The organism is Formosa algae (assembly GCF_001439665.1).
In the GTDB taxonomy this organism is placed as follows: Bacteria; Bacteroidota; Bacteroidia; order Flavobacteriales; family Flavobacteriaceae; genus Formosa; species Formosa algae.
Genome location: NZ_LMAK01000036.1, coordinates 72438 through 98308 on the forward strand (window position 1 = coordinate 72438; position 25871 = coordinate 98308).

At 32.9% G+C, this 25871-nt stretch carries 25 protein-coding genes and 1 tRNA gene; 4 read left to right on the forward strand and 22 right to left on the reverse strand.

All coding sequences use genetic code 11. The annotated features are described in order from the left end of the window. Position 1 precedes the first annotated feature (1 nt). A complete protein-coding gene (locus AST99_RS10570) occupies positions 2 to 457 on the reverse strand; it encodes a DUF4442 domain-containing protein (protein WP_057781808.1) in 456 nt (151 codons plus the stop codon). Positions 458 to 857: 400 nt separating this feature from the next. Here AST99_RS10570 and AST99_RS10575 point away from each other — a divergent pair, with 400 nt between their 5' ends. The 3 genes from AST99_RS10575 (at position 858) to AST99_RS10585 (ending at position 3545) form a co-directional block, all read left to right on the forward strand. Next, the gene (locus tag AST99_RS10575; protein ID WP_057781809.1) at positions 858 to 1304 is read left to right on the forward strand and encodes a DUF4870 domain-containing protein; all 447 of its coding nucleotides are present in this window, start codon (positions 858 to 860) and stop codon (positions 1302 to 1304) included. A gap of 131 nt (positions 1305 to 1435) precedes the next feature. Continuing rightward, a complete protein-coding gene (locus AST99_RS10580) occupies positions 1436 to 1780 on the forward strand; it encodes a PadR family transcriptional regulator (RefSeq protein ID WP_057781810.1) in 345 nt (114 codons plus the stop codon). After that, positions 1773 to 3545, forward strand: a complete 1773-nt coding sequence (locus AST99_RS10585; RefSeq protein WP_057781811.1) for a PspC domain-containing protein — start codon at positions 1773 to 1775, stop codon at positions 3543 to 3545. The genes AST99_RS10580 and AST99_RS10585 overlap by 8 nt, the downstream gene beginning before the upstream one ends. 203 nt (positions 3546 to 3748) lie before the next feature. On the opposite strand, the gene trxB is transcribed toward AST99_RS10585, so the two are convergent. The 11 genes from trxB to AST99_RS10640 all read right to left on the reverse strand — a co-directional run bounded on the left by trxB (position 3749) and on the right by AST99_RS10640 (position 16990). Next, positions 3749 to 4702, reverse strand: a complete 954-nt coding sequence (trxB, locus tag AST99_RS10590; RefSeq protein ID WP_057781812.1) for a thioredoxin-disulfide reductase — start codon at positions 4700 to 4702, stop codon at positions 3749 to 3751. Positions 4703 to 4904: 202 nt separating this feature from the next. After that, positions 4905 to 5108, reverse strand: a complete 204-nt coding sequence (locus AST99_RS10595) for a hypothetical protein (RefSeq protein ID WP_057781813.1) — start codon at positions 5106 to 5108, stop codon at positions 4905 to 4907. 3 nt (positions 5109 to 5111) lie between these two features. Continuing rightward, the gene (locus AST99_RS10600; protein ID WP_057781814.1) at positions 5112 to 5459 is read right to left on the reverse strand and encodes a hypothetical protein; all 348 of its coding nucleotides are present in this window, start codon (positions 5457 to 5459) and stop codon (positions 5112 to 5114) included. 3 nt (positions 5460 to 5462) lie between these two features. Then, complete coding sequence (locus tag AST99_RS10605) at positions 5463 to 5825, reverse strand: YtxH domain-containing protein (protein WP_057781815.1); 363 nt, start codon at positions 5823 to 5825, stop codon at positions 5463 to 5465. Positions 5826 to 6170: 345 nt separating this feature from the next. After that, positions 6171 to 7982 carry a hypothetical protein gene (locus tag AST99_RS10610; RefSeq protein ID WP_057781816.1) on the reverse strand — a complete coding sequence of 604 codons (1812 nt, stop codon included), beginning with the start codon at positions 7980 to 7982 and terminating at the stop codon, positions 6171 to 6173. A gap of 240 nt (positions 7983 to 8222) precedes the next feature. Then, positions 8223 to 9194 (reverse strand): Gfo/Idh/MocA family protein, encoded by a 972-nt coding sequence (locus AST99_RS10615; protein ID WP_057781817.1) that lies wholly within the window; start codon positions 9192 to 9194, stop codon positions 8223 to 8225. Positions 9195 to 9371: 177 nt separating this feature from the next. Continuing rightward, a complete protein-coding gene (locus AST99_RS10620) occupies positions 9372 to 12851 on the reverse strand; it encodes a PPi-type phosphoenolpyruvate carboxykinase family protein (protein ID WP_198151471.1) in 3480 nt (1159 codons plus the stop codon). Positions 12852 to 13653: 802 nt separating this feature from the next. Beyond that, positions 13654 to 13727 (reverse strand) — tRNA-Arg (locus AST99_RS10625). A gap of 266 nt (positions 13728 to 13993) precedes the next feature. Next, entirely contained in the window at positions 13994 to 14662 is a 669-nt protein-coding gene (locus AST99_RS10630) for a bifunctional 4-hydroxy-2-oxoglutarate aldolase/2-dehydro-3-deoxy-phosphogluconate aldolase (protein ID WP_057781819.1), read from the reverse strand. 18 nt (positions 14663 to 14680) lie between these two features. After that, positions 14681 to 15898: a 6-phosphofructokinase gene (locus AST99_RS10635; RefSeq protein WP_057781820.1), complete on the reverse strand. Its 1218-nt coding sequence runs from the start codon at positions 15896 to 15898 to the stop codon at positions 14681 to 14683. Positions 15899 to 15943: 45 nt separating this feature from the next. Next, a complete protein-coding gene (locus AST99_RS10640) occupies positions 15944 to 16990 on the reverse strand; it encodes a sugar kinase (protein ID WP_057781821.1) in 1047 nt (348 codons plus the stop codon). Positions 16991 to 17220: 230 nt separating this feature from the next. Between AST99_RS10640 and AST99_RS10645 the strand changes: the two genes are divergently transcribed. Continuing rightward, positions 17221 to 18249: a LacI family DNA-binding transcriptional regulator gene (locus AST99_RS10645; RefSeq protein WP_057781822.1), complete on the forward strand. Its 1029-nt coding sequence runs from the start codon at positions 17221 to 17223 to the stop codon at positions 18247 to 18249. 144 nt (positions 18250 to 18393) lie between these two features. Here AST99_RS10645 and AST99_RS10650 read toward each other — a convergent pair whose 3' ends face one another. The 10 genes from AST99_RS10650 to AST99_RS10695 form a co-directional block, all read right to left on the reverse strand. Beyond that, the gene (locus AST99_RS10650) at positions 18394 to 18735 is read right to left on the reverse strand and encodes a CREC-EF hand family protein (RefSeq protein WP_057781823.1); all 342 of its coding nucleotides are present in this window, start codon (positions 18733 to 18735) and stop codon (positions 18394 to 18396) included. 52 nt (positions 18736 to 18787) lie between these two features. Beyond that, complete coding sequence (locus tag AST99_RS10655) at positions 18788 to 19465, reverse strand: toxin-antitoxin system YwqK family antitoxin (protein WP_057781824.1); 678 nt, start codon at positions 19463 to 19465, stop codon at positions 18788 to 18790. An 18-nt stretch (positions 19466 to 19483) separates the two neighbouring features. After that, on the reverse strand, positions 19484 to 20290 hold the full coding sequence (locus tag AST99_RS10660) for a YHYH protein (protein ID WP_198151473.1): 807 nt from the start codon (positions 20288 to 20290) through the stop codon (positions 19484 to 19486). 10 nt (positions 20291 to 20300) lie between these two features. After that, a complete protein-coding gene (locus AST99_RS10665) occupies positions 20301 to 20909 on the reverse strand; it encodes a hypothetical protein (RefSeq protein ID WP_069727837.1) in 609 nt (202 codons plus the stop codon). Between the two features lie 7 nt (positions 20910 to 20916). Further along, positions 20917 to 21912, reverse strand: a complete 996-nt coding sequence (locus AST99_RS10670; RefSeq protein WP_057781826.1) for a YHYH protein — start codon at positions 21910 to 21912, stop codon at positions 20917 to 20919. A gap of 37 nt (positions 21913 to 21949) precedes the next feature. Continuing rightward, entirely contained in the window at positions 21950 to 22624 is a 675-nt protein-coding gene (locus AST99_RS10675; RefSeq protein ID WP_057781827.1) for a DUF6702 family protein, read from the reverse strand. Next, a complete protein-coding gene (locus tag AST99_RS10680) occupies positions 22614 to 23621 on the reverse strand; it encodes a YHYH protein (RefSeq protein ID WP_057781828.1) in 1008 nt (335 codons plus the stop codon). Before AST99_RS10680 ends, AST99_RS10675 begins: the two co-directional genes overlap by 11 nt. An 82-nt stretch (positions 23622 to 23703) precedes the next feature. Further along, complete coding sequence (locus AST99_RS10685) at positions 23704 to 24447, reverse strand: hypothetical protein (RefSeq protein WP_057781829.1); 744 nt, start codon at positions 24445 to 24447, stop codon at positions 23704 to 23706. A 98-nt stretch (positions 24448 to 24545) separates the two neighbouring features. After that, positions 24546 to 24830: an EF-hand domain-containing protein gene (locus AST99_RS10690; RefSeq protein WP_057781830.1), complete on the reverse strand. Its 285-nt coding sequence runs from the start codon at positions 24828 to 24830 to the stop codon at positions 24546 to 24548. Positions 24831 to 25127: 297 nt separating this feature from the next. After that, on the reverse strand, positions 25128 to 25871 hold a 744-nt coding region (locus AST99_RS10695), incomplete at its 5' end, for a T9SS type A sorting domain-containing protein (RefSeq protein WP_157486359.1).

Consider the following 25871-nt stretch of genomic DNA (forward strand, 5'->3'; position numbering starts at 1 on the left):
ATTATGCTTTAACACGAACTGTCCATTGGAATTTAAAAGTAGAGACCTCTACTCCATCTTGGTTAACGCCAATCGCTTTCATCCAGAAGGTTTGCCCATCGCCTGTAGCGACTGTTTTATCTATAGCGTCTTGTATTAGATGGCCATCTTGGCAAGTAAATGTAATTTTTCCCGTTGCTTTTTTTGTAAAGCTAGCTTCATTACTTAATACAAGCATAGAGATTTTCTTTTTGCTTTCTGCAATTCTTAACATTACCAAAGCTCCTGTAGACAGTTCTGCAGCCATGCCTTGTACAGCCCAAAACATAGATTTAAACGGATTCTGATTAATCCACCTGTGTCTTACAGTAACGACACAGCTATCTGGATTTAGGCTCTTAGTGCGCACACCACATATATATGCCGATGGTAGTTTAAACATTAAAAAGCCATTTAGTTTAGAAGCTGTAAGTGTCATAATCGTGTTTGTTTGTAGTAAAAATATCGAAAATAATCGGATTCTCAATTTGTTAATATTATGTTAAATTACACTACTATGTTTTGCATAATACCTTTTTTTAAACATATATTTGCATAGACAACTATTATATAGTTATAAAATCATGAAAAAAATCACTCTAATAGTTACCCTTTTTACTTTCGTATTAGTACTTAACTATACTAAACAAGTGGATTTAATTTACATGACAACATTAAAGCAATAAATTTCTAAGGTATCTATTAGAGATAATATTAATAGCATTAGAAAACAATGAGAATTCGAAAAACATGTAAAAACACTAAAACGAAACCGATTTAATTATATAAAAAAAGTAGTTCAGAAACATTAAACCTATTCCAGTAAACCCATAGAAACCATGCCAAACAACCACCAAAAAAATATAGCTACTTGTATTCATCTCTCTACTTTTTCTAGATTCTTTTTTCCTTTAGGAAATTTTATTGCTCCAATTATTTTATGGATTACCAATAAAGACAAATCGGAATTTATAGATCAGCATGGTAAAGAAGCTATTAATTTTCAGTTAAGCATTTTATTATACACTATTGTATTGGGCTTAATTACTGTACCCTTTTTTATATTCAATGTCTTTAGTGGTTTAGATTTTATTCAAATTAATCCTTTTGATAGTATTCAAATTAACCTCGATAAACCTTCACCCCTTTTATACCTGGGAGGTGCTTTAGGCGGATTAGCCATTTTAGGATTTATAATAGAACTCGCCTTAATTATAAGAGCAAGTTTAAAAGCGAAAGACGGAGAAATTTTTCATTACCCATTAAACATACATTTCATCAAATAAATCAATCATCATCAATCAAAATCAAAAAATGAACAGTTTAAATTTAAAACACACTAAAACATGACTCACACTATTTTAAACCTTATATGTCCATCACAGAGTCTTAAAACCATTGTAAAACACACAAACAGATGAAAATAGAAAACACAAAGGCACAAATGCGTAAAGGTGTTTTAGAATACTGCATCTTATCTGTTTTAAAAGACGATGACGCTTATGTTGCAGAAATTTTGCAGACCTTAAAAGATGCCAAAATGCTAGTTGTAGAAGGGACTATTTATCCATTATTAACACGACTAAAAAACGCAGGACTTCTTAATTACAGATGGGAAGAATCTACATCGGGACCACCACGTAAATATTACGGGCTCACCGAAACAGGACAATTATTTTTAAGTGAATTAAACACCACTTGGAGTGAATTACAACATGCAGTAAACCTAGTAACAAGCCAAAAAAACAACAGCAATGAATAAGACAGTCAACATAAATTTAGCAGGTACATTCTTCCATATCGATGAAGATGCTTACCAAAAGTTACAACGCTATCTTGATGCTATAAAGCGTTCGTTTACAGACTCGCAAGGCCGTTCTGAAATTCTTGCTGATATTGAAGCTCGTATTGCTGAATTGTTTAATGAGCGCGTAAAGCACGATAAGCAAGTTATTAGCTCTAAAGAAGTAGAAGACGTGATTGCTATTATGGGGCAACCTGAAGACTATCTTGTAGACGATGAGATTTTTGAAGACGAGCCTAAAGCAAAACCGTTATTTAAGGCTTCTAAAAAATTATATAGAGACACAAGCAACTCTTATATTGGAGGTGTCGCTTCTGGTTTAGCGCATTATTTAGGTATAGATTCTATTTGGGTACGTTTAATCTGGGTTTTATTAACCTTTGGATCTGCAGGTACGTTTATACTAATCTATATTCTATTCTGGATTCTAGTGCCTGAAGCTGTAACCACAGCAGAAAAGCTAACTATGACGGGAGAACCTGTTAACATTAGCAACATTGAAAAAAAAATTAAAAAAGGGTTTGAAGACGTCTCAGACACTGTAAGAAGTGTAGATTATGAGAAATACGGTAGCAAAGTCAAGTCTACTTCCAAATCTTTTTTTGATACCATTGGAGATATTTTGATGTTTTTCTTGAAATTGTTTGCCAAATTTATAGGGTTTATACTTGTTCTTTTCGGGGCCGTTTCCATTTTCGCCTTACTTATTAGTGTATTGTCTTTAGGAAGCTCATCGTTCTTTCACCCATGGTGGATGGATTACCCTGATGCTGTAAACACAACCGGATTACCTATTTGGTTAGGGTCGTTATTAGTATTTTTCACTATAGGAATTCCATGTTTTTTCATCTTATACTTAGGTCTTAAAATTTTAATCAATAACTTAAAATCTATAGGTAAACCAGCTAAATTCACCTTATTAGGTATCTGGTTAATTTCTCTTATCGGGTTAATAACTGTTGGTATTAAACAAGCGTCAGACCACGCTTTAGATTCTGTAGTAACACAAAAGGAAACGTTATTTTATGACACTCAAGATACATTGCATATCACGATGGTAAAGAATAACAAATTCAATAGAAGTATTAGAAGAAGTTCTGATTTTAAAATCGTGTATAATGATAATGATGAGAAAGTGATATTCTCTAGAGATATTAGAATTAATGTGCGATCAACAAAAGATAGTGTGGCTACTATTCAGATTGAAAAAGAATCGAAAGGAAAAAACTTTCTAGAAGCTAAAGATCGTGCAGAAAAAATCATGTACAATTATACACTTAACAACAACACCTTATTATTAGACAGCTATTTACTCACTGATTACGTCAACAAATACAGAGAACAAAACATTCAGATTGTTTTATATATTCCTGAAGGTACTTATGTAGAGTTTAACAGAAATATGCGTTCGTATTTACAGAATCATAAATCGGCTGAAAGTATTATCACCTACAAAGATTCCAGCCATATTATGAAAATTTTAAATGATGATGCCAATTGTATAAATTGCTTGGATGATGGTTTGGATGAAGATTCTGACTCTGAAAACAGTATCGATTTAAATATAAACGATGGTAATGGCTCTGTTAAAATTAACAACAAAGGTTTGAAAATTAAAAATGACGAGGTCGATATTGAAATTAGCAGCGAGGGCGTGAAAGCAAACTCTGAAGAAGTAAATGTTAATATAAACGAAAACGGTATTAATATAACATCAGAATAACCACATGTAATTGCCCAATATATCTATTGGGCAATATTTATTTTAAACATCATCATCAATCAAAAACCAAACAATATGAAATTATTAATCACTTTTATAACCACATTAATTCTCGATATATTGTGTTAAGTCATAATATATAACAAAAACAAGCCCCAAACACATATCATGTTTGGGGCTTTAATTTTTATAATAATCTGTATTTATAATTCTTCTTTAGAAGCTAAATAACGTTCTGCATCTAACGCAGCCATACATCCTGTTCCTGCTGCTGTAATAGCTTGTCTGTATACATGATCTGCGGCATCTCCAGATACAAACACGCCATCTATATTTGTTTTAGAAGACCCTGGTTTATTAATAATGTACCCTGTTTCATCTAAATCTAAAAACGATTTAAAAATATCGGTATTGGGTTTGTGGCCTATGGCTACGAAAAATCCAGTTGCTGGAATCTCTGTTAGTTCGTTGGTTTGATTGTTTTTAACCATAACACCTGTAACCACTTGTCCGTCTCCTAAAACTTCTTCTGTTTCAGAATTAAAAAGAATTTCTATGTTTTCGGTTTTCTTAACGCGATTAGTCATTATTTTAGAGGCTCTAAACTCATCACGTCTCACTAACATTGTAACCTTCTTACATAATTTAGATAGGTAATGTGCTTCTTCACATGCAGAATCTCCAGCTCCAACAATAACAACTTCTTGATTTCTATAGAAAAAACCGTCGCAAACGGCACAAGCAGATACACCTCCACCTAACTGAAGATATTTTTGTTCTGATGGTAATCCTAAATATTTAGCAGAAGCTCCTGTAGAAATAATTACTATTTCTGCATGAATTTCTTGAGTTTCGTTTACCCAAATTTTATGTATACTTTCAGAAAAATCTACTTTAGTAACCCAACCATCACGAATATCTGTACCAAAACGTTTTGCTTGATCTTGTAATTGTATCATCATATCTGGCCCAGTAATCCCTTCTGGGTAACCTGGGAAATTTTCAACCTCATTGGTTGTCGTTAATTGACCACCAGGCTGCATTCCTTGATATAACACAGGAGACATATTTGCTCTTGCAGCATAAATAGCTGCAGTATATCCTGCAGGACCAGACCCTATAATAAGGCACTTTACTTTCTCAATAGTATCAGACATATCTTCTTATCATTTTTTAATGTAACAAAAGTAGAATTTTTGAAACAAACCTAACAATTTAAGTTATTAAAAGTTATTATAAAATCATAGAAAGTATTGATAGGAAATAAGCATAAAAAAACCTAATACAGAGACAATAGTCTCAATATTAGGTTATATGTAATTGTTTTAAAAGTATTTTTACGTCATAGACGGTTATGTTTTATTTAAATAACTTTTTAAGAAATACCAAAGATCCGATTTTACCTGTATAATTAATGGCAGTATGTACCCAATTAAGGGGTTTAAGATCTTCTTTAACATTCCCTTTTAACGCTTTAAATTCTTCAAGAGCAATTTGGCGTTCTAAGTCTAAACGTTTCAGTTCTAATTTAATCTCATCAAAATTTGTAAATTCTTTCCTCATAGTCTAATCGAAAAAGTTTTCAGACATAACTTCTATAAATTTTTGATCTATACGACGTCTTAATAAATAAATTACAAATGCTATTAACAAAAATGAGCCACCAACAATAAGAGTTCCTATTGCAAAATTATTGAACAAATAACCAATGGCTAAGGCTGCAGACATGGCCAAAAACAGGAAAGCTATAAATAGCATAGCTCCTATTAGTAGCATTTTGCCAAACAGGCTCATAGCACCAGTAAGTTGCTGAAAAATTTTAAGCTTTAAATATTGATGAGAAGACTCTACGTACCTCTCACCAATATCTTTAGCTTTATTTGAAGTCTCATTTAAAGATTCAAAAACATTCATATATTACGATTTTTGAAATTTCTTATTTTTCTCCTTTAAATATGCTAATTTTTTTTCTAGAGTTGAAATTACATCATCTGCTTTATGGCTAGCATCAGTAACAATAGTTTCCAATTGTTCATCTAATGTTCCTTTTTGACTTGCCATAGTACTATTAACTTTAGCTTTTAAGTCGTGTGCACTACTGCTCACTTTTTCTTTTAAATCGTGTGCACTGCTATTCATTTTATCTCGAGCAGCCATAGCTTCTTCAGATAAACGTTTTCTAGTTTTACTTCCTTCTTCTGGAGCATATAAAATTCCTAATACTGCTCCTATAGCTGTTCCTGCTATAAGACCTAATACGGTGTTACCACTTTTACTCATAACTGTATGTTTTAATGGTTAGATAAATATTATGATTTACTTAAAAATCATTATCAAATTTACACAATATTAAGATATTAACCGTATTATAAAACACAATTTTAAGTTAAACAACGCTTTTTATTTCGCCTAAGACAATACACACAAAATACTTATAATCAATTAATTAAAACAACATAAACTCTTTTGTATATTAACTATATTATGCAGTTTTTGTTAACAATATCGAAATGAATATTAACGCAAATACATAAAAATAAATTCGCTTAAACGCAGAACATGGTAGAAATAAAAAAAGCCTTGTTCAAAACAAGGCCTTTAAAATAATGGGAATTGGTTTTTAAATTAAGTAGTGACTTGTACCGCTTGTTCTACTTGTAAACTGAGTGCTTTTAATCTGTTTAATTCGGCTTCTAAACTATCTTTAATTGTGCTCTTAGAGGCTTCAAAATAACCTTTTGTCTCAGCTAAAAGTTCTTCATAATAGGTTACACCTTCTTTTAAGTTATTTATAAAAGTTGTAAAATATTTTTCTTCTCGCTTATTAGAGATTACAGGAGACTCGTTAAACTTTTTAGTAATATAGTCTACATAAATAGTAAGCTCTTTCACAAAAATATGTGGTCGTTTTGCAGACACAATGTTTTTAATTTCACCATAGATGTGAGCAGTCATTTCTTTTAAACTCATCACCTTCGAGAAATAGGCCATATTTGGGCCTGGACAAATAGACACGCCTCTACCTTCCGTTTTTGTATCTAAATTGTATTTTAATAGTGCAGATGTTCCTAATCCTACACATGTACAGGACTTGACTGTAATTTTATCTAACTCTTTTTTATAGTCTATAGCATCTAATCCTTGGGCATCTAATTGTTTAATTTTTAAATGCTGATATTGTCTAGAGGCAGTACACAAACCTTCTTCTGTAAATTCTTTATCTAGTGCAACAAACTTTTTAGGACACGCACTTCCCGGTCTGTTTTTAGCAATATTTCTATACTTTTCTTCATCTTTAGTATTCCCTTTAAGACTGTTAAAAGGCACGCCTAAAGGCGATATGTCGCTTAAATATAAATCTTCTTCCTTAGCGCCCACTAATTGCTGTAGAGTCTCATTATCTACTGCTGTGGCTTCTGGAACCAATAAAAACGGTGTTCCCCAACCTATAGAATCTAAATTATATTTACTTAATAAAAATTCATGTTCTTCAGAAGTTCCTACACCACCTTGAGCCGTTATTTTAATGGGTAGCGCTGTTGCTGGCACATGATACTCTTTAGTCTTTAAAGCTTTAGTAAGCAGCTCGTGAAGCTCGTTTGTTAGCACCTGCTTGTTTACTGTAAATTCATTTAAAATGGGTCCTAGTAACAATCCGTTAGTTGCAAAGGCGTGTCCGCCACAATTTAATCCAGATTCAATTCTAAATTCTGAAATCCAAATGCCCTTTTTAGCTAATATTTTACCTTGAATTAATGCCGATCTGTAGTCACTTACTTTAAGAATAACTTTCTTTTTTATGTAACCCGTGGCATCAGGATAGAAATCTTTAAAGTTTTCTAAATAACTAAATAAGTGCGGATTCATTCCTGCAGATAAAATTAAAGATGAACTTAAATTAGAATTCGCATACCCTCTTAACGCTGCATGCGCATCATTATATTCTGCAGGTAATTTTTCTTTATCGTTAAAGTGATCTTTATCGACTTTAGTCATGATGTTAACATCAATACTGCCTTTAACCAAATGTTCTGTAAAAAACTTTTTAGCTTTATCTAAGTTAAAAGTATCTGAAATTGCATTCATAAATTGCGATTTAATTTCAGAGGTACTTGGTAATAAATTAAAGTAGTGCTTTAATTCATCTGTACAAGATTTATTAACTTCTTTAAGCTGATTAAATTTTTCTTCGGTAACATCATGTATCATATCTAAATAAGACGTTATGCGCTTTGCTCTAAAATCGGGTTGCGAATTATCGATCTCTTGATAAGGTAACTCGAACATATTACAGTACATTTTCCGAAGCTTCTCTAATAAGATATCATCTACTAAAGATATAGCAGAATCTATCCCTAAATGAGATACTTTCAGCGGTGTATCAGCAGTAAACCCTATACCCATTACCGGTATGTGGAAGGAATGTAGTTTTTTCATTATTAATGTTTTTAGTGACTCTTTTTTTTAACAAAAAGATTTACAAAAGTGAGATTATTTTTATCTAAAACTCATGACATTTATCATGTTACATCTCTGCCAACTAAAACATAAAGCCTTAACAAACCCTAAATTAGATGTTTAAAATACAAAAGACCACCTATGTAGATGGTCTTTTGTTACTTATTTTAATGAATCATTTACAAAAACAACCCTACATTAATACTGTTTTAACACGTACTAATGGGACGTAAACGCATCCATAATTTTAGTGACTTGTAATGCCTCTTCTGCAGCGCATGGATTTTCTCTTTGTCCTAAGAAATAATCTACTACAGCAGCAATCATAGGTTCTTGTACATGTTTTGGATTCTTAAAACTAAATGTTTCTGAAGTTTCTTTTGTAGAACAGGTAACATGTTCCCCAAAAAATGAAAACGTTATTTTCCCTTCACTGCCATAAATAGTACAGGCATCTTTTTGGTCGGATTCTGAATTATTGAAAGACCAAATACCACGACATTGAATTCCGTTATTAAAGTTAATTATACCATTCACAATATTGTCTGCACCATCCCCACTTCTATTCCCTGAAAAACCTATAGCTGAAGTATGCATGCCGAAATATTGACACATTAAATCGAGTTGATGTGGGGCCAAATCATGAAACAATCCGCCACCAGAAATCTCTGGGTCTAATCGCCAAGGCTCCTCTGTTTTTGTAATAATTTGAGATTGTCGAGATTGTAAAATCTGAATATCTGCGAATAACACCTCTCCTATTGCTTTTTGGTCTAGCAAGGCTTTCACTTTTAAAAAAGCAGGCAAATGTCTTCTATAATGCGCCACTGTTAATTTGGTTTTAGATGCTTTTAAAGCCCTTACAATTTGATCTGCTTCTGCAGTATTTAAAGTCATTGGCTTCTCTAAATACACATGTTTTCCAGCTTTAATGGCCTCTAATGCATATTGTAAATGAGATGCTGGAGGCGTTGCTATATAGACTGCATTAATATCGGGATCGTTTAAAATATCTGAAGCATCGTTAAACCAATGCTTTACGTGATGGCGTTTAGCAAAATCCTCCGCTTTGGCTAAATTTCTTCTCATAACCGATTTTAATTCAGAATTTTTAACCAACGAAAAGGCTGGACCGCTTTTAACCTCGGCAACATCTCCACAACCAATAATTCCCCAAACAATTTTATTCATATTATTACATTTTACACCATTTAATTCTGAAGTACATATTCAAATTTAAGAATTTCAATCCGGACATTAGTGCGCTTTCAAATTGAAAACGGCTGTTTTTAAAACAAAAAAGCTTGAGGATAACCTCAAGCTTTTTATTTATATGTAGTAAACTACGTTTTACTTTTATTTAAAGTACTATTTGTAATACAATGGATCTACACCAATTGTACCTTCTAAGTCTTGTAAATATTCAGCTGTATTTGCTTCATTATACAAGTCTTTTACAGATTGTAAACGGCTCGCTAAATCCATTTCTGCAACAAGTTGTTTATTACTAGTATTAGACATAAACGTTTCTAAATAATTAATTTGTTTGGTGTAGAAAGCGATATCTTTTTGTTGTTTCAATTTCAATCTTTCTTTATACCAATCGCTATTAATTACATAGTCTCTTGTAAAGTAACCTCTTAATTCTGGATCGCTCATTTCTTTACCTTCGTAATTTCCATAAGCCATCATATGTAAAAGAATTTTTAACGGTGGAATGGCAGCATCAATACTTCCATCTTCGAAATATCTTAAAGCTACTTTTTGTTGTGCTTCAACAATATTGTTAATACCATCTACATAATCTTCCATACCTTGTAGTTCTGGTTTAAGCATTTTTTCGTTGAACACAGCATTAGGTTCATCAAAAATACGGTTTAAACATCTTAAAGAAAATTGTTTAGTAATACGGTAACCTAAACGGCTTGCTAAAACTTTCTGACCGTTATATTCGAAATCTTCAAGTTTTTCAAGAGCACCATCGCTAATTAAGAAATTAGGATCTCTATCTTGTGGCTCTAAACGTGCCCAGATTTCAGGAATTAAGATACTAATATCATGATCTACTTTGTTTTCTCCTCCTACATAACCTGCAGCCGTACTAAAGGCATTAGATTCTGTTAAGATATGAGATAGTAAAGCGTTATTTAAATCTGTTGTTGGTGTTAACATATTAAAAGGTCCTTTTGTTAAGGCACCTTCAGACCCTGCTCCTGTTGTAGATGGAGACTTACCTGTAAGACTACAAATAAAGTCCATAAACAATTCTGGAGTTTCTTGATAGTGAATTGGGTTATACACTGCTAACGGGCGAATTCCTGCTTTTGTATCGGCTGGATTATTACGTCTACCTGGTAATACCGCATTTACAACATCGATAATTGGATCTTCAGAATCTACTTTTCTGAATAAACGCATCCCTACTTCAGCTAAATAACTCGCTTCAGACTCATTTAAGAAGATGTTTTTTTCTAAATAACGTGGGTTTTTAGTTGGTTCTCCATTTACAATTCTAGTATGTGATGGTAACGCAAAATACTCCTCGTCTTTATCGCTCTCTACAACACTTTCAATTAAATCTTTAACTGGTTGTGTATATTTATCGAAGTTAATAGTGTCTTCGTAAATTTCTATTGCATCTTTTTTAGTTAACAATTCGTAATTAGTTAAGAATACATTTTCTCCAACTATATCACGTTCTGCACCTTTATCATATCCACGAATAATAGCTTCATCTGGTCTTTGGAATAAATGCCCTTCACAGTTTGCTGCAACTTTTAAACTCTTATTTGTGTACTGCGTATTTAGATTTTTAAATTTATTACGTGGTAGTGTAATAGACGCTGTAATATCGTCTTCCATTTGAATTTTTTGACTCGCAGAGAAATCAGATCTTAGTTTGTTTAACAACCAATTTCCATCTTGATTAAATCCGATACGTACATAACTCCCCACAACAGGATTATTCATGTATTTAAGACCTGTTCCTTTTTGTCCGTTTACAATGTCTACAGATACACAATCTTTCCAGTTTAAAGCCCCATGATCTTGACGATATAGACGTTTAATAAATAACACTAAAGATCTAATATGTACAGGAATGTTAGTTACAAACTCGTTATACTCGTCTGTAAATACATCTAAAGGCTGTAATAATCTTACTGCAGACCCTAATGTTCTATTAGAACTTAAGAATGAATGTGAAGGTGGTAAAGTAGGATCGTAATCTCTCCATCGCTTAGAATAGTCGTATTCAATAATTTCATCGGCTTTCTTAAAGTCAGCTTCAATATCAATAATGTTGAATGCACTATACGTAATCGCATTTTTCATAGATTTAGAAATCTCCGATTTTCCTCCTCCAGAAACTGTACAAGGTTTGTGGCAGAACACCCCTTCTGGAGCAGTCGCTACAATTCGCCAAAGGGCAACAGCATCGTGTTTTTCTAATTTAAATTTATGTCCTGATGGGTGCACATAAGATTTATTTGGATTTAAAAGGATACGTTGTTCTTCTCCGTTATACGTCCACGTAATATCATTTGTATTTGTATTTATATATGCATTTTCAGGCACGTATATAATATTTGGATATTTCTTATCTATAGCATAGTTTCCGTCTTGGACATCAATTCTATCGCCTAAGTATTCTTTAACGCCTTCAAAACTGTAAATGTTATTATATTTAGCAGAAAATCCATTCCCGTTAACGATATCTCCCATAACTCCTCTAGGATAAGCTACAGCTCCTCCAGAGTGCTCTTCTTCTACCAAACCAAATAAGTTTGCAGAATAGCTAATTTGAGTCTTAATTTCTTTTTTAGAGTAACCAAAATAGTTGTCTGCAATTAAAGTTACAACAACACCTCTATCATCTCTACATGTTAATTTAAATGCACCACCGTCGTTATACAGTTCGTCTGCATCTTTCCAGCACATACCATCTGCTTTTTGACGCTCAGTAGCATCATCAACATGTGGTAAACCAACATCTTTTTTCTTAAGTAATTTTAATTGAGGCGCAAGAATAATACAACCTGTATGTCCTGTCCAATGTTCTGTATCTAAAGCCGCATCGTTTTGCACAAGAGATGGATCTCCTGCATTACCAAAAATAGCTTCAACAAAGTCTAAGTTACTCACTAAACTACCTGGCGCAAAGAAACGGACTTCTAAACTCTTTTTAGACATTACTCCTTTTACTTCTGGGCAAACCATTGGTCTCATTAACATAGACACCATAACTTCTGCTTGCTCCTTTTGTTTAGAAGTAAACGGTAACGTTTTTAATTCTGAAGATGGCTTAAGCGCTTCTGCTAGTAAATGAGCAAAGGTAATTTTAGGCACTTCAAACTTATCTAAAGGCACAGGTAATGGTCCTTCCACAATATGGAACGTTCCTTTAGTTGTTCTTTTATCATGTATAGGATTATTTAAAACCCCTTGTCTTACTCTGTACGAGGTAACGTCTTCACTCACAAATTTATCACCATTTGGTGGTAAACTCACTTCTCGAGCATGTCCTGCTTGGTTTAGTACTAGAGTATCGTTTGGTATTTTTATATCTTGATCAAAAGTAATGTCTTTTAAATAATCTTCAATAAAAGACTGAATACGACTATCTACAGGTGATAAATGATCTGAAAGTATTCTGGATTTTTCACGGAAACTTTTAATTAATCCGTTAGTTAATTTTTGAAAATTTGGATTACTATATGCAATTTCTGCATTTTCATCATCGTGATAAATAGGTTGTCCTAAAGCTGCTAACTGAAGGTTGATGTACCGAATGGTGTCTTTTCTGCTTCTTATTACAGCCTCGTTATTCGTATTCTTTTCTCTACTCATGTTATATGTAAATTTAAAATCGATATACTTGATGTTAAAAACTAGTGCTAGCTATACATTTTTTAAAGCCTAAAAAGAGGTAAAAAAAAAAGGAGGTATTAACACATTGTTTTTCTTAAAAATTTAGCTTGTTTTTGATGCTTTTTTTAGTAGATTTTTATACTAATTTTCAACTGCTAATTTAGACATGCAAAACAATCTTATTACTCTTGTAAATTTAGTTAATAACGCTGTAAAAAACTAATAAGTTTCAGGAATATTCAGGCTTAAATCACCTAAAAACAAACAACTTGCAAAAAAATAGAATTATTCTAAATAAGAAAATACTTACTTAAATTTATTCAAACGTTTTCGTCTTTATATTTACAAAACACTAATAAAAACACTTAATTTTTAGGCAAAAAAGAAGAGCAGATAAAACAATGGAAATAGGTGCTTATTTTAGCTTAAAGATTGACTGAAATTTAATGTAAAATATTAGGAATTACAAACCTTGGTTTTACAACCATAATTGGTCTAAAAAAAATAGAGACAAAACTGCGCTTTGAATAATTCTGAAAATGAAACTAAAATTTTAGAAGTCTTTTAATTTAAAGTTTAAATATTAAGAATAGCATACCTTAAGTTAATCTAATTTTAGATAAAGAGAGCTCAAAAAAAGACTAATTACATGTAAGTAAAATTATTGAATCTATTTTTTTATAATACGGAAGCTCAATTTCACATTCATTAGTGATCACTTAAAAGAAAAGAAGAAAAGGGTGTAAAACAAAAAAGCTTTCGATTTCTCGAAAGCTTTTTGTGATGGCAGAAGGATTCGAACCTTCGACCGCCTGCTTAGAAGGCAGGTGCTCTATCCAACTGAGCTATGCCACCATTCACGAACAACTAGTGTTCTGAAGTTGCTTTCGTAGAAACTTAATTTCTGAAAAGCTGTGCAAATATATGAGTCTTTGTAAAACTACACAACATTATTTTAGATATTTTTTAAAAAAATTTAACTGCTTTTTATAACCCTATTGTAAATCAATTATTTCAGGTTTTATATTTTTTAAAACACATGCAATTGGCAAGATTTAAAACAAAAAAAGAACTGTCTTGTAAGACAGTTCTAAAATTTAAAATGTAATATTTAGAAAAAATTATTTTCTAACTGCTTTTACTATAGCTAAAGCAGCTTTAACATCTTGCTCTAATTTTGCATAATCTTTATTTGCAATAATATCTTTAGATATTAATTGAGATCCCATACCAACACAAGTAACACCAGCATCAAACCATCCTTTTAAATTTTCTTCTGTTGGAGAAACACCACCAGTTGGCATAACGCTTGTCCAAGGTTGTGGGCCTTTAATTCCTTTTACAAATTTAGGTCCGTAAATATCACCAGGGAATAATTTAACGATTTCACATCCTAATTCTTCTGCTCTAGTAATCTCTGTTAAAGTACCACATCCAGGAGACCATAATACTTTTTTACGGTTACATGCAATTGCGATATCTTCTCTTAAAACAGGAGTTACAATAAAGTTAGCTCCTAAAGCCATATATAAAGATGCTGCTGCGCCGTCTGTAACAGAACCAACACCCATAATCATACCTGGTAATTCTGCAATTGCATATTTAGTTAACTCTCCAAAAACTTCGTGAGCGAAATCTCCACGAGCTGTGAATTCCATTAATCTTGCTCCACCATCGTAACAAGCTTTTAATACTTTTTTACTTAACTCAATATCATTATGGAAAAATAAAGGAATCATCCCTGTATCTTTCATTGCTTGAGCCACTTCTAATCTTGAAAATTGTGCCATTTTGTTTTGTTTTAATTTTTAATTCCAGTTTAAGATTTTCTTGAAATCGTATGCTTCTGGATTTGGTAAATATTGTTTTGCTTTTTCGTAATCTTTTTCTTTAATATAAAATAGATTATCTATGAAAAGCTGAGCCATATCAGAATTGATATCGACTAATCTTGGTGGTATCTTTCCGTTTTCATCTTCAAAATCCTTTAAATATAAAGGCGTAATATCACCTTTTGAATTTGCACTAACGATACAACCTGAAATACCTTGATCGAACAACTTTTTCACACCTATTCCTAACAATGAACACAGTGTTAAATCGAATGCTATAGGATTACAACATCTTAATTCGTAACCAAGTTCTACTGGTCTTGATTTTACGACTAAACCAATCTCTTTCAATTTGACTTGTAACAGATAATTGAAAATATGTGACTTACTTACATTTCCCAATTCTGGATGCCCATGATCATCGTAAGTAAAATTAATTCCAGAATTTATAATTTCTTCTTCATCCATAAAATGAAAAACACCCTCGCTAACTAAAGCTACTCCATATTCAACACCTTCTAATTTACATTTCACTATAGAAGATACAATCATATTTGTAAGCTTCTCGAATGTAATTTTTGTTTTGTTGAACATTTCAGGAATTATCATCATTTGAAAATGACATGCAGAAGCAATTCCAAATGCTAAATGCCCTGCCGAACGTCCCATAGCAGACATAACAAACCAGTTTTCACTCGTTCTAGCATCTTCATAAACCGTATTCCCTATTCTAACCCCTTCGTCTTTAGCTGTATGAAATCCAAAAGTTGGGTTTCTATCAGGTAAAGGCAAATCGTTATCTATAGTTTTTGGTACGTGTACATGCTTTACGTCCAATTGTTCTGTTTGAAGAAATTTAGTTAATCTATTGGCGGTAGACGCTGTATCGTCGCCGCCAATAGTAACTAATAATTTTACATTATTTTTCTTAAAAAAATCTGATTTAAAATCACTGTCTTTTGGTTTAAACCTACTCATAATTAAAGTAGATCCGCCACGACTAAAAATACGATCTGCATGGTGAAAATCAAAAACTTTAACTTCTGGCTCTTCAGAAAGCAATCCTTGGTACCCGTGATGCACACCTATTACTTTGTAACCATCTTTCATAAACGTTTTGGCTACAGTACTAATTACGGTATTAATTCCAGGTGCGGGCCCTCCGCCACAAATAATTGCAATTGATTTTTCCATGTATAAATCGTGTTTGTTTTTTAAATGATTTTAAGTTTTCAGTTATTATCTAGCAACACGACCAGAAGCGTCTCCACCCATAAGTTTGTTAACTTCAGCAACAGTAGCTAAGTTAGCATCACCTTTAATAGTGTGTTTTAAACAAGATGCAGCAACAGCAAAGTCTAATGCATTTTGATCGTTATCTGGGTATGTTAATAATCCGTAGATTAACCCTCCCATGAAAGAATCTCCACCACCTACTCTATCAACGATATCAGTAATTTGGTATTGACGTGTTTCTAACATTTTAGTTCCATCGTATAATACTCCAGCCCAAGTGTTATGAGATGCAGAGATAGATCCTCTTAATGTTGTAATTACTTTTTTAGCTTTAGGGAATTTAGCCATCATTTGCTTACAAACAGATAAGAATGCTTCAGCTTTCACATCGTGTCCAGCAGTTTGAACAGCAGCACCATCAGGCTTAATTCCGAAATGCATTTCTGCATCTTCTTCATTTCCTAAAACAACATCACAGTAAGATGTTAATTCTGTCATTACAGCTTCTCTGTGCGCATCGTCACAGTAGTTCCATAATTTAGCACGGTAGTTTAAGTCTGTAGAAATTGTAATTCCTTTTTCACTTGCTGCTTTAACAGCTTCTAAACATACATCTGCAGAACTTTGAGAAATAGCTGGAGTAATACCAGTCCAGTGAAACCACTCAACACCATCAAAAACAGTATCCCAATCAATCATTCCTGATTCAATTGTAGACATAGAAGAATGCGCTCTATCGTAAACCACTTTACTTCCTCTAGATACAGCACCAGTTTCTAAGAAATAAATTCCTAGACGCTCTCCACCCCATACAATTTTATCAACACCAACGCCTCTTTTACGCATTTCCATCATAGCACACTCACCAATATCATTCTTTGGTAAACGCGTTACAAAGTCACAAGACACACCATAGTTCGCTAACGATACTGCTACGTTAGACTCTCCTCCTCCGTAAACAACATCAAAATTGTTAGCTTGAGAAAATCTTAAAAATCCTTGAGGAGCTAATCTTAACATGATTTCTCCAAACGTTACTACTTTACTCATTTATTTAAATTTATATTAATTAAGTTTTACTTTTTAACAGGAATCCCATTCCTCTTTGTATTTTTACAATGATAAAATTATTCAATAATTACCATTAAGACAAACGTTTGTGCAAATCTTTTATATTTCCCTATTCAATTCAAAATCAAGAATTGATTCAGATTTTATACTGAAATGAACCGCAAAAGGAATATATTTGTTCAAACGATTGACCAAATTTACATAAAATTTTGAAAAACAAAAGAAAAACGACCATAAAAGATATAGCAAATGTGTTAAATATTACGCCTTCTGCTGTTTCAAGGGCGTTACATAACCATCCTAGAATCAGTGATAAGACTAAGGCTGCAGTGAAAAAAGTAGCTAAAGAGTTAGATTATCAGCCCAATCATTTAGCCTCTGCCCTACGTAGTGGAAAAAGTAAATTGGTGGGGATTATTGTAGCTAAAACCAACAGTTACTTCTTTTCGTCTGTCGTAGAAAACATAGAATCCGAGCTTAATAAAAAGGGATACAATCTTATCATTACACAGTCTAACGAATCTTTTGAAAAAGAGTGCAGAAATATTGATGCCCTTTTACAAACTCAAGTCGATGGTATTATTGCTTCTTTAGCGAATGAGACCGTAACGTTCGATCATTATAACAAAATTAAAGAAAAAGGCATTCCGTTAATCTTATTTGATCGTGGTGAAAATGATATTGGTGTAGATTATGTAGGTATAGATGATTACCAAAGTAGTAATATTGTTGTAAACCACTTAGTAGAACAAGGCTGTAAGCGTATTGCACACATTGCAGGTTATAGTCATACCAGAATATATAAAAACAGAATTAGAGGGTATAAGGATGCGTTAAAAAAGCATGAATTACCAGAAGACGAAGATCTATTATTAGAAGGAAGTTTATCTATAGAAGATGGAAGAGCTAAAATGGAACAACTTTTAAAACTTCCTATTTTACCTGATGCAGTTTATGCTGCTGGCGATTATGCTGCCTTAGGTGCCTTACAAGTGCTACAAGAGCACAATATTAAAGTCCCTGAACAAATTGCATTGGTAGGATTTAGTAACGAACCTTTTACATCACTCGTATCTCCTTCTATTTCTAGTATATACCAACATAATAAAGAGATTGGTAAATTAGTAGCCAAACAGTTTTTACTGCGTGTAAATGATAAAAACTACAAGCCTGTACTACATAAAAGTATTTTGGAACCTGAATTAATTATTAGAGATTCTTCTAGAAAACTAAAATAAAACGTTAGTATAGCTGTTATATCATTTTTTATAAGATATAACAAAGCTTGTAACCTACATAGAAACAATCTCTTATTTCTGAGTTAGCTACAAGCTTTACTTTTAGATTTGCATGTTACAACACCTTATTGTGGCGTAACTTTACTATTTCTTACCCGGTGGTCTTTGTCCGCCTTCAGGTTTTGGTGCGTTTTCTAATTCTGTTTTAGAAACAAAACCATCACCGTCTGTATCGATCTCAGAGAAGGATTCGGCTATAGGACCTTTCAGTTCGTTTTCAGCTAATTTCCCATCTTTATTTGTATCCATTTCAGACAACAAGGTATCAAACGTTGGTGGTCCTCCTGGTCTGCGATCTGGATGCGCTTTTTCGGTTTTGCGAGTGTCGGCTTCTACTGTTGTTTGTTGTTCCGCTTTTTTGTCTTTCTTAGACTCACAAGCAAAAAACACACAAGCAAAAGCGCCTAAAAGTAATATTCTTTTCATGTTTAAGGTTTTATATTAATATTTCACTTTTTGAACACAAAATGCATTCAATTTAAATGGTTTTCTTGTTTTTACTAACCTGTGTCACCACTGTTTCGTTACTTAATTCGTAACAACTTTTGGCTTTTTGTAATCCATATCTAACTCCGTTTTTTACTATAAAATTGCGATACAGACTTCTGTTAATTCTCCATGCTTGTTGCAAACCAAAGAGGCGATCGTTTTTATACCGGTATGAATATGATAAATTTCCATTTTCGAACCAATTTTTATGAGAGCCTTCTTTCTTTTGATCGTAATAATTATATTCAAATTTTAAATTTCCGTTACTTTTCCAATAGGCAACATGTGTTCCAATAGCTAGCCCATTACGGTAATATCTAATCTCGTACGGTTTACCATTGTCATAAAAACTACGATACGTCCCATGAAGTTTGCCGTTTAAGACAGAACTATACGTTTTAACGTCGTATCCTTTTAAAACAGTGTAAACTATACCTGAATAGGGTTTATTTTGCAGGAGATACAAACCATTTATATATGTTAAGTTTGAATTTGTAAACGCTATAGTATCTATTGGAATAGCACTAACATCTATAAAATAATCGAATGTATCATCTGCATGTGCTTCATGAATTATTGAAGTTTTTGAAGTCTCACGATCTTTACAACTCTGACATACTGAAAGTGTTATTAGGATTATCAGACTATGAAAAAACAACTGCTTCATCTTAACTACAACGTGTATTTATTCTGTAAACGTGCCTTTAGTACCATAATAATCTCCAGATTTAATAACGTATAAACCAGAAGTAGAATACACATCGTTACTTACATGATAATGATAAATCGCTTCAGAAAAATCACTAGTAACTCCTACATGTCCACCATTTTCATCAAGATCGTCTGGATAAGAATCATCCATATCTTTTCGGCCATATACTGGGAATCCGTCTCTTAAAAACCCGATAAGATTAGAATCGTCTACAGTTAAATACTCCCCTTCACAATGGTAATGATAATCTTCATTCGGGCCAGGATGTGCTCCAGACGCATCAAATGTTCCCCATGCATCTTCAGCTAATAATCCGCCACCTTCATAATCATTATATAGCGGCACTCCATTAAGTGCCATCCCAACTGGACCAAAATCTGTTTGCTCTTTTTCACTGGCTTCTGCGGGATACGTTGGAATCGTCATTACATAATTAAAGGCAATCATGGTGGTATTCGCATTTGCATGATTAGTCCCCGGAAAGTCTTCGTACATCTCGTGACCTTCTCCCCAATACGGAGTTTTATGGTCTGGTAATCCTGTGCTAGATATAGAAATATAATCTCCGTTAACCTGAATGCTAACAGCTTCTGTATAATCGTTTATAAAATTAGCTTGAATCACAGTAGTAATATCTACAGTACCTTGAGAGTCTGTATCATCATCTATTTCAATCTCTAAATCTGTGTCTGCATCACTACCATTATCACTACTACAAGACAGCACGAGTGTTAAAGTAATACACATGATATAAATTAACTTATAATGTATAGATTTCATATTATAAATTTTAGTTCTGATTACCGGACAAAATCAATTTTCTGCCCACAAATACACTAGGAACCATAATGGCTAAAATCCATAAATAATTCGTCTGAGACTGTTCCTTATCAATTATCATTTTATTATTTTCAAAAAGAACAGTTGTGCTATACTTATTCTTTTCTGATAAAATAACTTTACTTGTTTCTCCGTTTAATAACACTGAAAAAACAGTTTGATGATGCTCGTTCTCTGAAAACGCATATATATTAAGATTTAAAGTTTCTACCGTTTTAGGCAATTCTGAAGTGATAAATTTTAAATCTGTTTCGTGATTTCCTAATTTCAATCCGCCATTTAAAAGCGTGATACGGTTTCCGTTAATTTCTAAATTAAAATTCTCTTTAATATATTTAACAGCCAACAGTTTATACTCATCTGCAGACAAAGCAACCAAGTCTAAATTGGAATAATGTTTTGCTAAAGCTTCTTGAAATCCAGCTTGACTTAAACTCACGTTTAGGATTCCAAATTCTTGATTTATTTCTAAATAATAAGCCGCAGATAACGGATTATGTGCCTGTGCCATTTGCAAAGACATGATTGTATACAAACAGAAAAAAAGTATCCTTCTCATAACCTTATTAATTATATGTAAAACTATTATTTGCAGCGACACCTTTTAAACATTTTGGTACATTAGGCGCATCTGTATTACTGGCTACATAATGGTATGTTCCTTCTGGAAACTCTGTCGTTTCGGCTGTTCTTCCACCACAATCATCTAAATCGTCTGGTTCTACAGCATACGCATAAATAGGAAAACCATCTTTAGCAAAACCAATAAGTTTAGTATCTGTAACTTGCTCTATTAACGTACAACTTACATCTGTTATACCATTAGCATCTAAAACTTGATTCATAGATTCTGGAATAAAATGCCAGTGGTAATAGCCTGCAGGATCGTGATGACCACCACATGGATCTAGAGACGGTATATTTCCTGCAACTTCTCTTCCTGGATTTGCTACAGACGGCGGATCTCCGTTAATTGGCACACCATCTAAAGATACTCCTACCAATTCTATAGTATCTATATCGTTATTTGAAGACGCTAATTTTGGCGTAGCAGGAATTAAAAATGTTAGTTCCAACTCGTTATCTGGAGCAGCTTCTAAACAATAAGACAAATCTGCATCTACAGCGCCTGAAACAAAATCGTCTATATTTATATTACCTTCATCATCAATAATATCGTAACCATCGGCCTCCATAGCATTAAATAATTCTGCTTTCATAACTTGAAATCCAGGATTTGTATCGCCATCGTAAATACCTAAACCTCCAATATCTTCAATGGTTTCTGGACAATACGGACCATTTTCAACAGGATTACTCGAAAATGTAAGTTGAAAACATTCTGCTGAAGTGCCATCTTCAAGAGTCGCTGTAACAGTTTCTATTGATAATAATGACGTTGAATTGAATAATGATTCTGAAATCAAATAATCGCCATCTTCTGACGTGTCTGTTTCGCTATCTGTATCACTATCCGAATTACTACTGCTACATGAGCTGTAGCCTATTAAAGTGAGCAGAGCTACAAAACAAAATCCGAATATATATTTGTTGTTTTTCATAATAAATGGGATTAAGATTGAATACATAATACAGTTATTAAACCACCTCTTTTACAACTTTAGGGTTAAAAGCTGGAATTAGTTTCTCCTTTTTTTTGAGTTTAAAAACCAAACCTATAATACCAAGCATCGCTAAAAAGACAACTACATACCATTTTAAACCACTGCTAGCTAAGCTATTTGTAGTGTTTACTAAAGTAAATTTAGTATCTTCAAGTTTAACTTTAGCTTTAAAATTATTCGCCTTTTCTAAAGCAAATAAATTTCTATTTACACCATTTTTTAAAATCATAAACGTGTTTTTACTTTTAAAAATATTCTGAAACATGGTATTATTTAAAGTTACCGTTTTAAACGTTTCTGGCACATCTATTAAATACACTACTAAAGTCTCATGGCCTAATTTAATTTTAGGACGACTTAACTCAATATTCTGACCATCAACAGTTAACTCTAAATTTTTAGCCATTAAATTGAATACTAATTGTTCAAATTCTTCTGGAGTATTGTACCCTTTAACGGTATACTCATTATTGACCACACTTTCAAAAGCCGAAAGTGCAGCTCTAACCTGAAGTGTCCATTGTCCGTTTTTCGTTTCTACTAATACGGTACTAGATTGCGATGTTGAGTGTGCCAAAGCTAGCATTGGCATTAACATCCAGATAAAGAATGCAATCACTCGATTTTTTTTTCCTGTTTTATAAAACATAAGCACCTCTTAAACCATTAATAAAGTTGTTATTTCCTGCTTCATCTACATGATAGTGATACCCTCGAACATCGTCTGAGTGTCCACGTAAATCGTCTAAATCTGTAGGCTCATTTCCATCTTCATCTAACAATTCATAAATAGCATATCCATCTAAAGCGTAACCAATTTGTGCAGCGTGACCATCTTCTTGATCGACAGTTGTGCTATAGCCTGTTGCCGCATGATAGTGATACCCTTGGTGTACATTTATATGTCCTCCAGCATCGTCAAACGGCGCTAAAGTGTAAGCACTTAAAATATTACTTGTAGGTGCTGGCGCAGAAAATTCTATACCATTTAAAGCAATACCACGAGTTGTAGGGACTGTACTTTGAGCACCACCTGCTGTATTGAAATAAGTCGCACTACTTTGATATACCGGTGTAATAGGAATTAACCACGTTTGAGACACACTTGTAATATAATCTGGAATACACTCTACACAGAAATTCTCATATTCTGTACCAACATCTGGATTCGCTGCATTAATACAATCTTCTTCTGTTTCTGTAATATATACATCACCATTATCATCGTACATTAACCAATTATCATCATTATAAAAAGTGGCCATGTTTTTTATAAACGCTCCATCTACATCGTACACCTCTCCGTCTTCAAGCCAAATCCCTCCTGCTTCAGCATCATCGTCTATATTATCCGGACACCAAGGTCCCATATTATGATCTGCCGGTACACTTGTCGTTACTATTTGATAACAATCTGCGCTAGAACCATCCGATAACGAACAAGGCACTGTGGTAATTGTTAACGTTTCGCCTTCGGTATAAAAATATGTAGCATCAACATCTATAGACACACTATCATCGGTCTCTTCTGTATCGGTATCTGTTGTACTATCACTGTCGCTGCTAGAACATGAACTAAAACCCACTACTATTACTGTAAATAAAGTGAATCTTAATACTGGTATTTTTAAATGTCTTAATTTCATGGTTTTTAGGTTTTATGTTGATTATTTTCTTTTTTGACATTGAAGCCAGGTTTTATTAATTAAACTGTATCACAGATTACTTTTAATCTTCTAATTCTTGTTTTAATTTAATAGAAAGAATTTGTGTTTTTTTTCGAAGATTCATAGTAATATTTAACTGTATTTTAGTTTGTAATAATTGATCTATTATACTGTTTTGATATTCTTTACAGTTTAATAAGGCTGAATAATTAGATTTCTGGCCATACGTTCTAATTTGATTATAATTATTATTCACTTCTGGCAAAATGTCGATTAACGAAAGATGTTCTTCCAGAACAGGCTTTAATCTATTATTTACAATATTTTTAATCTTTAATTCTTGCTCTTGAAAAGACTTTAATTCAGAAGGATATTCTGCTATCAATTCTGCAAGTGTATCATTTTCAAGAAATTGAAACTTGTCTGTAAAATTCACTGAGCTTAGTGCTTCATTTCTAAGATTAGCACTTTTAAAATTTACTAGTATGATTACATCTTTATCTGCTTTAGACAAGCTGTCTAATCCAACAAAGTTTAGAGTTTTTTGTAGGGATGCACTACTATTATTGTATTGCAATAAAGAGGAATCGAGAACCTCTAAGTTTGTATGGAGTTCCTCGTATAAACTCTGATATATTTTTTCTTGGACTATTTTATTTTTTCTTATTTCGTTTAGGTCATTAATTTTCCATGCAATTAAAATCCCTATTACAATCAATAAAATTTCTCCTAAGGCGTATACTATATGATTTTTCGTTTTCCCAGAAAGTAATTGTTTTTTTCTAATAGCTCTAAACACTTTCATACCAAACTTAATTTCAATATTATACGATGTTATTTAATGAAAAAAGCTTCATAATTGCTTACAAAGCTTTTTTCTAACAACAACAACAAACAATTTATTTAATTTCTTTTCCCACTAGGTTTTGGAGCATCTTCAAACTCTTTTTCTGAAATGTAACCATCTTCATCTGTATCTATAGTTGCAAACTCGTCTTTTAACGGACCTTTTACTTCAGATTCTTCAAGTTTTCCATCTTCATTAGCATCCATTTCTTCTAATAATTTAGCATAAGTTGGCGGCTCTTTTTGATCACCTCCACCTCTTTGTTGTGCACTTGCAACACTTACAAATGCTAAACAAAAAAATACCATCATTAATCCGATTTTAGAATTTACTGTTTTCATAATTATCTTTTTTTAAGTTCTTATAGGCACAAAGATTAGAAATAGTTGGATAGCATTTTTATGTTTTCAGCGAATGGCCTTTTACATTAAGTAAAAGCTCATAAAAATTCGTTAAACCACACTAAAACGCATACTTATGTGGCTATATACAATATTTTATTACACCTAAAAGGAACAAAACCTTTACTAAAAACCTATATCAGACTGCGAATTAACAGAAGCTAACACGCTATATATAAGCACAAAAAAACCGTCTAGAATCTAGACGGTTTTTTTGTGCTTATATATGTTATAAAATTATTTAACTACTACTTTTTTAGTGATGGGTTTTCCTTCCTTATAAATGGATAATAAATAAAAGCCTTTAGGGTATGAAGATAAATCTAACGCTTCGTGTCTTAAGCTCCCGTCTGACTGAATCATATTATTGTATAAGACTTTCCCAGACATATCATAAATTCTTACCGGAGTAGCACGTTCTAAACCTGTAATTTTTATATTTAAGACATCTGAAGTTGGATTTGGATAAATATCAAATTCAAAATCTAAGACATCTTCTTCAAGGTCTTCTCCTTTAAAAGCTTCTACAATAACCATAACATCATCTTCTGTATAACACCCTAGTGCATTAAAGACAGCTACTGAATATGTTTCAGTCTGTACTGGGCTAACCGTAATACTTTGGGTTGTTGCTCCATTACTCCATAAAAACTCTGAACCTCCTGTTGCTGTTAATGTGACTGATTCTCCTGATTCTATGGTTTTGTCTTCTCCTGCATTAGCTACTGGTAACGCGATTATATTTACGGTCACTTCTGCAGTCGCAGATACATCGCCTTCTGAGACTTCAACGGAATAGGTTGTGGTTTGTTTCGGACTAACTGTAATACTTTGAGTGGTTGCCCCTGTGCTCCATACATAAGACGAACCTCCTGTTGCAGTTAGTGTTACGGTTTCGCCTGCACAAATCGTTTCATCTTCTCCTGCATCGGCAATCACTTCTACTTTTGTAGCGTTTACGGTCACCTGAACGGCATCGCT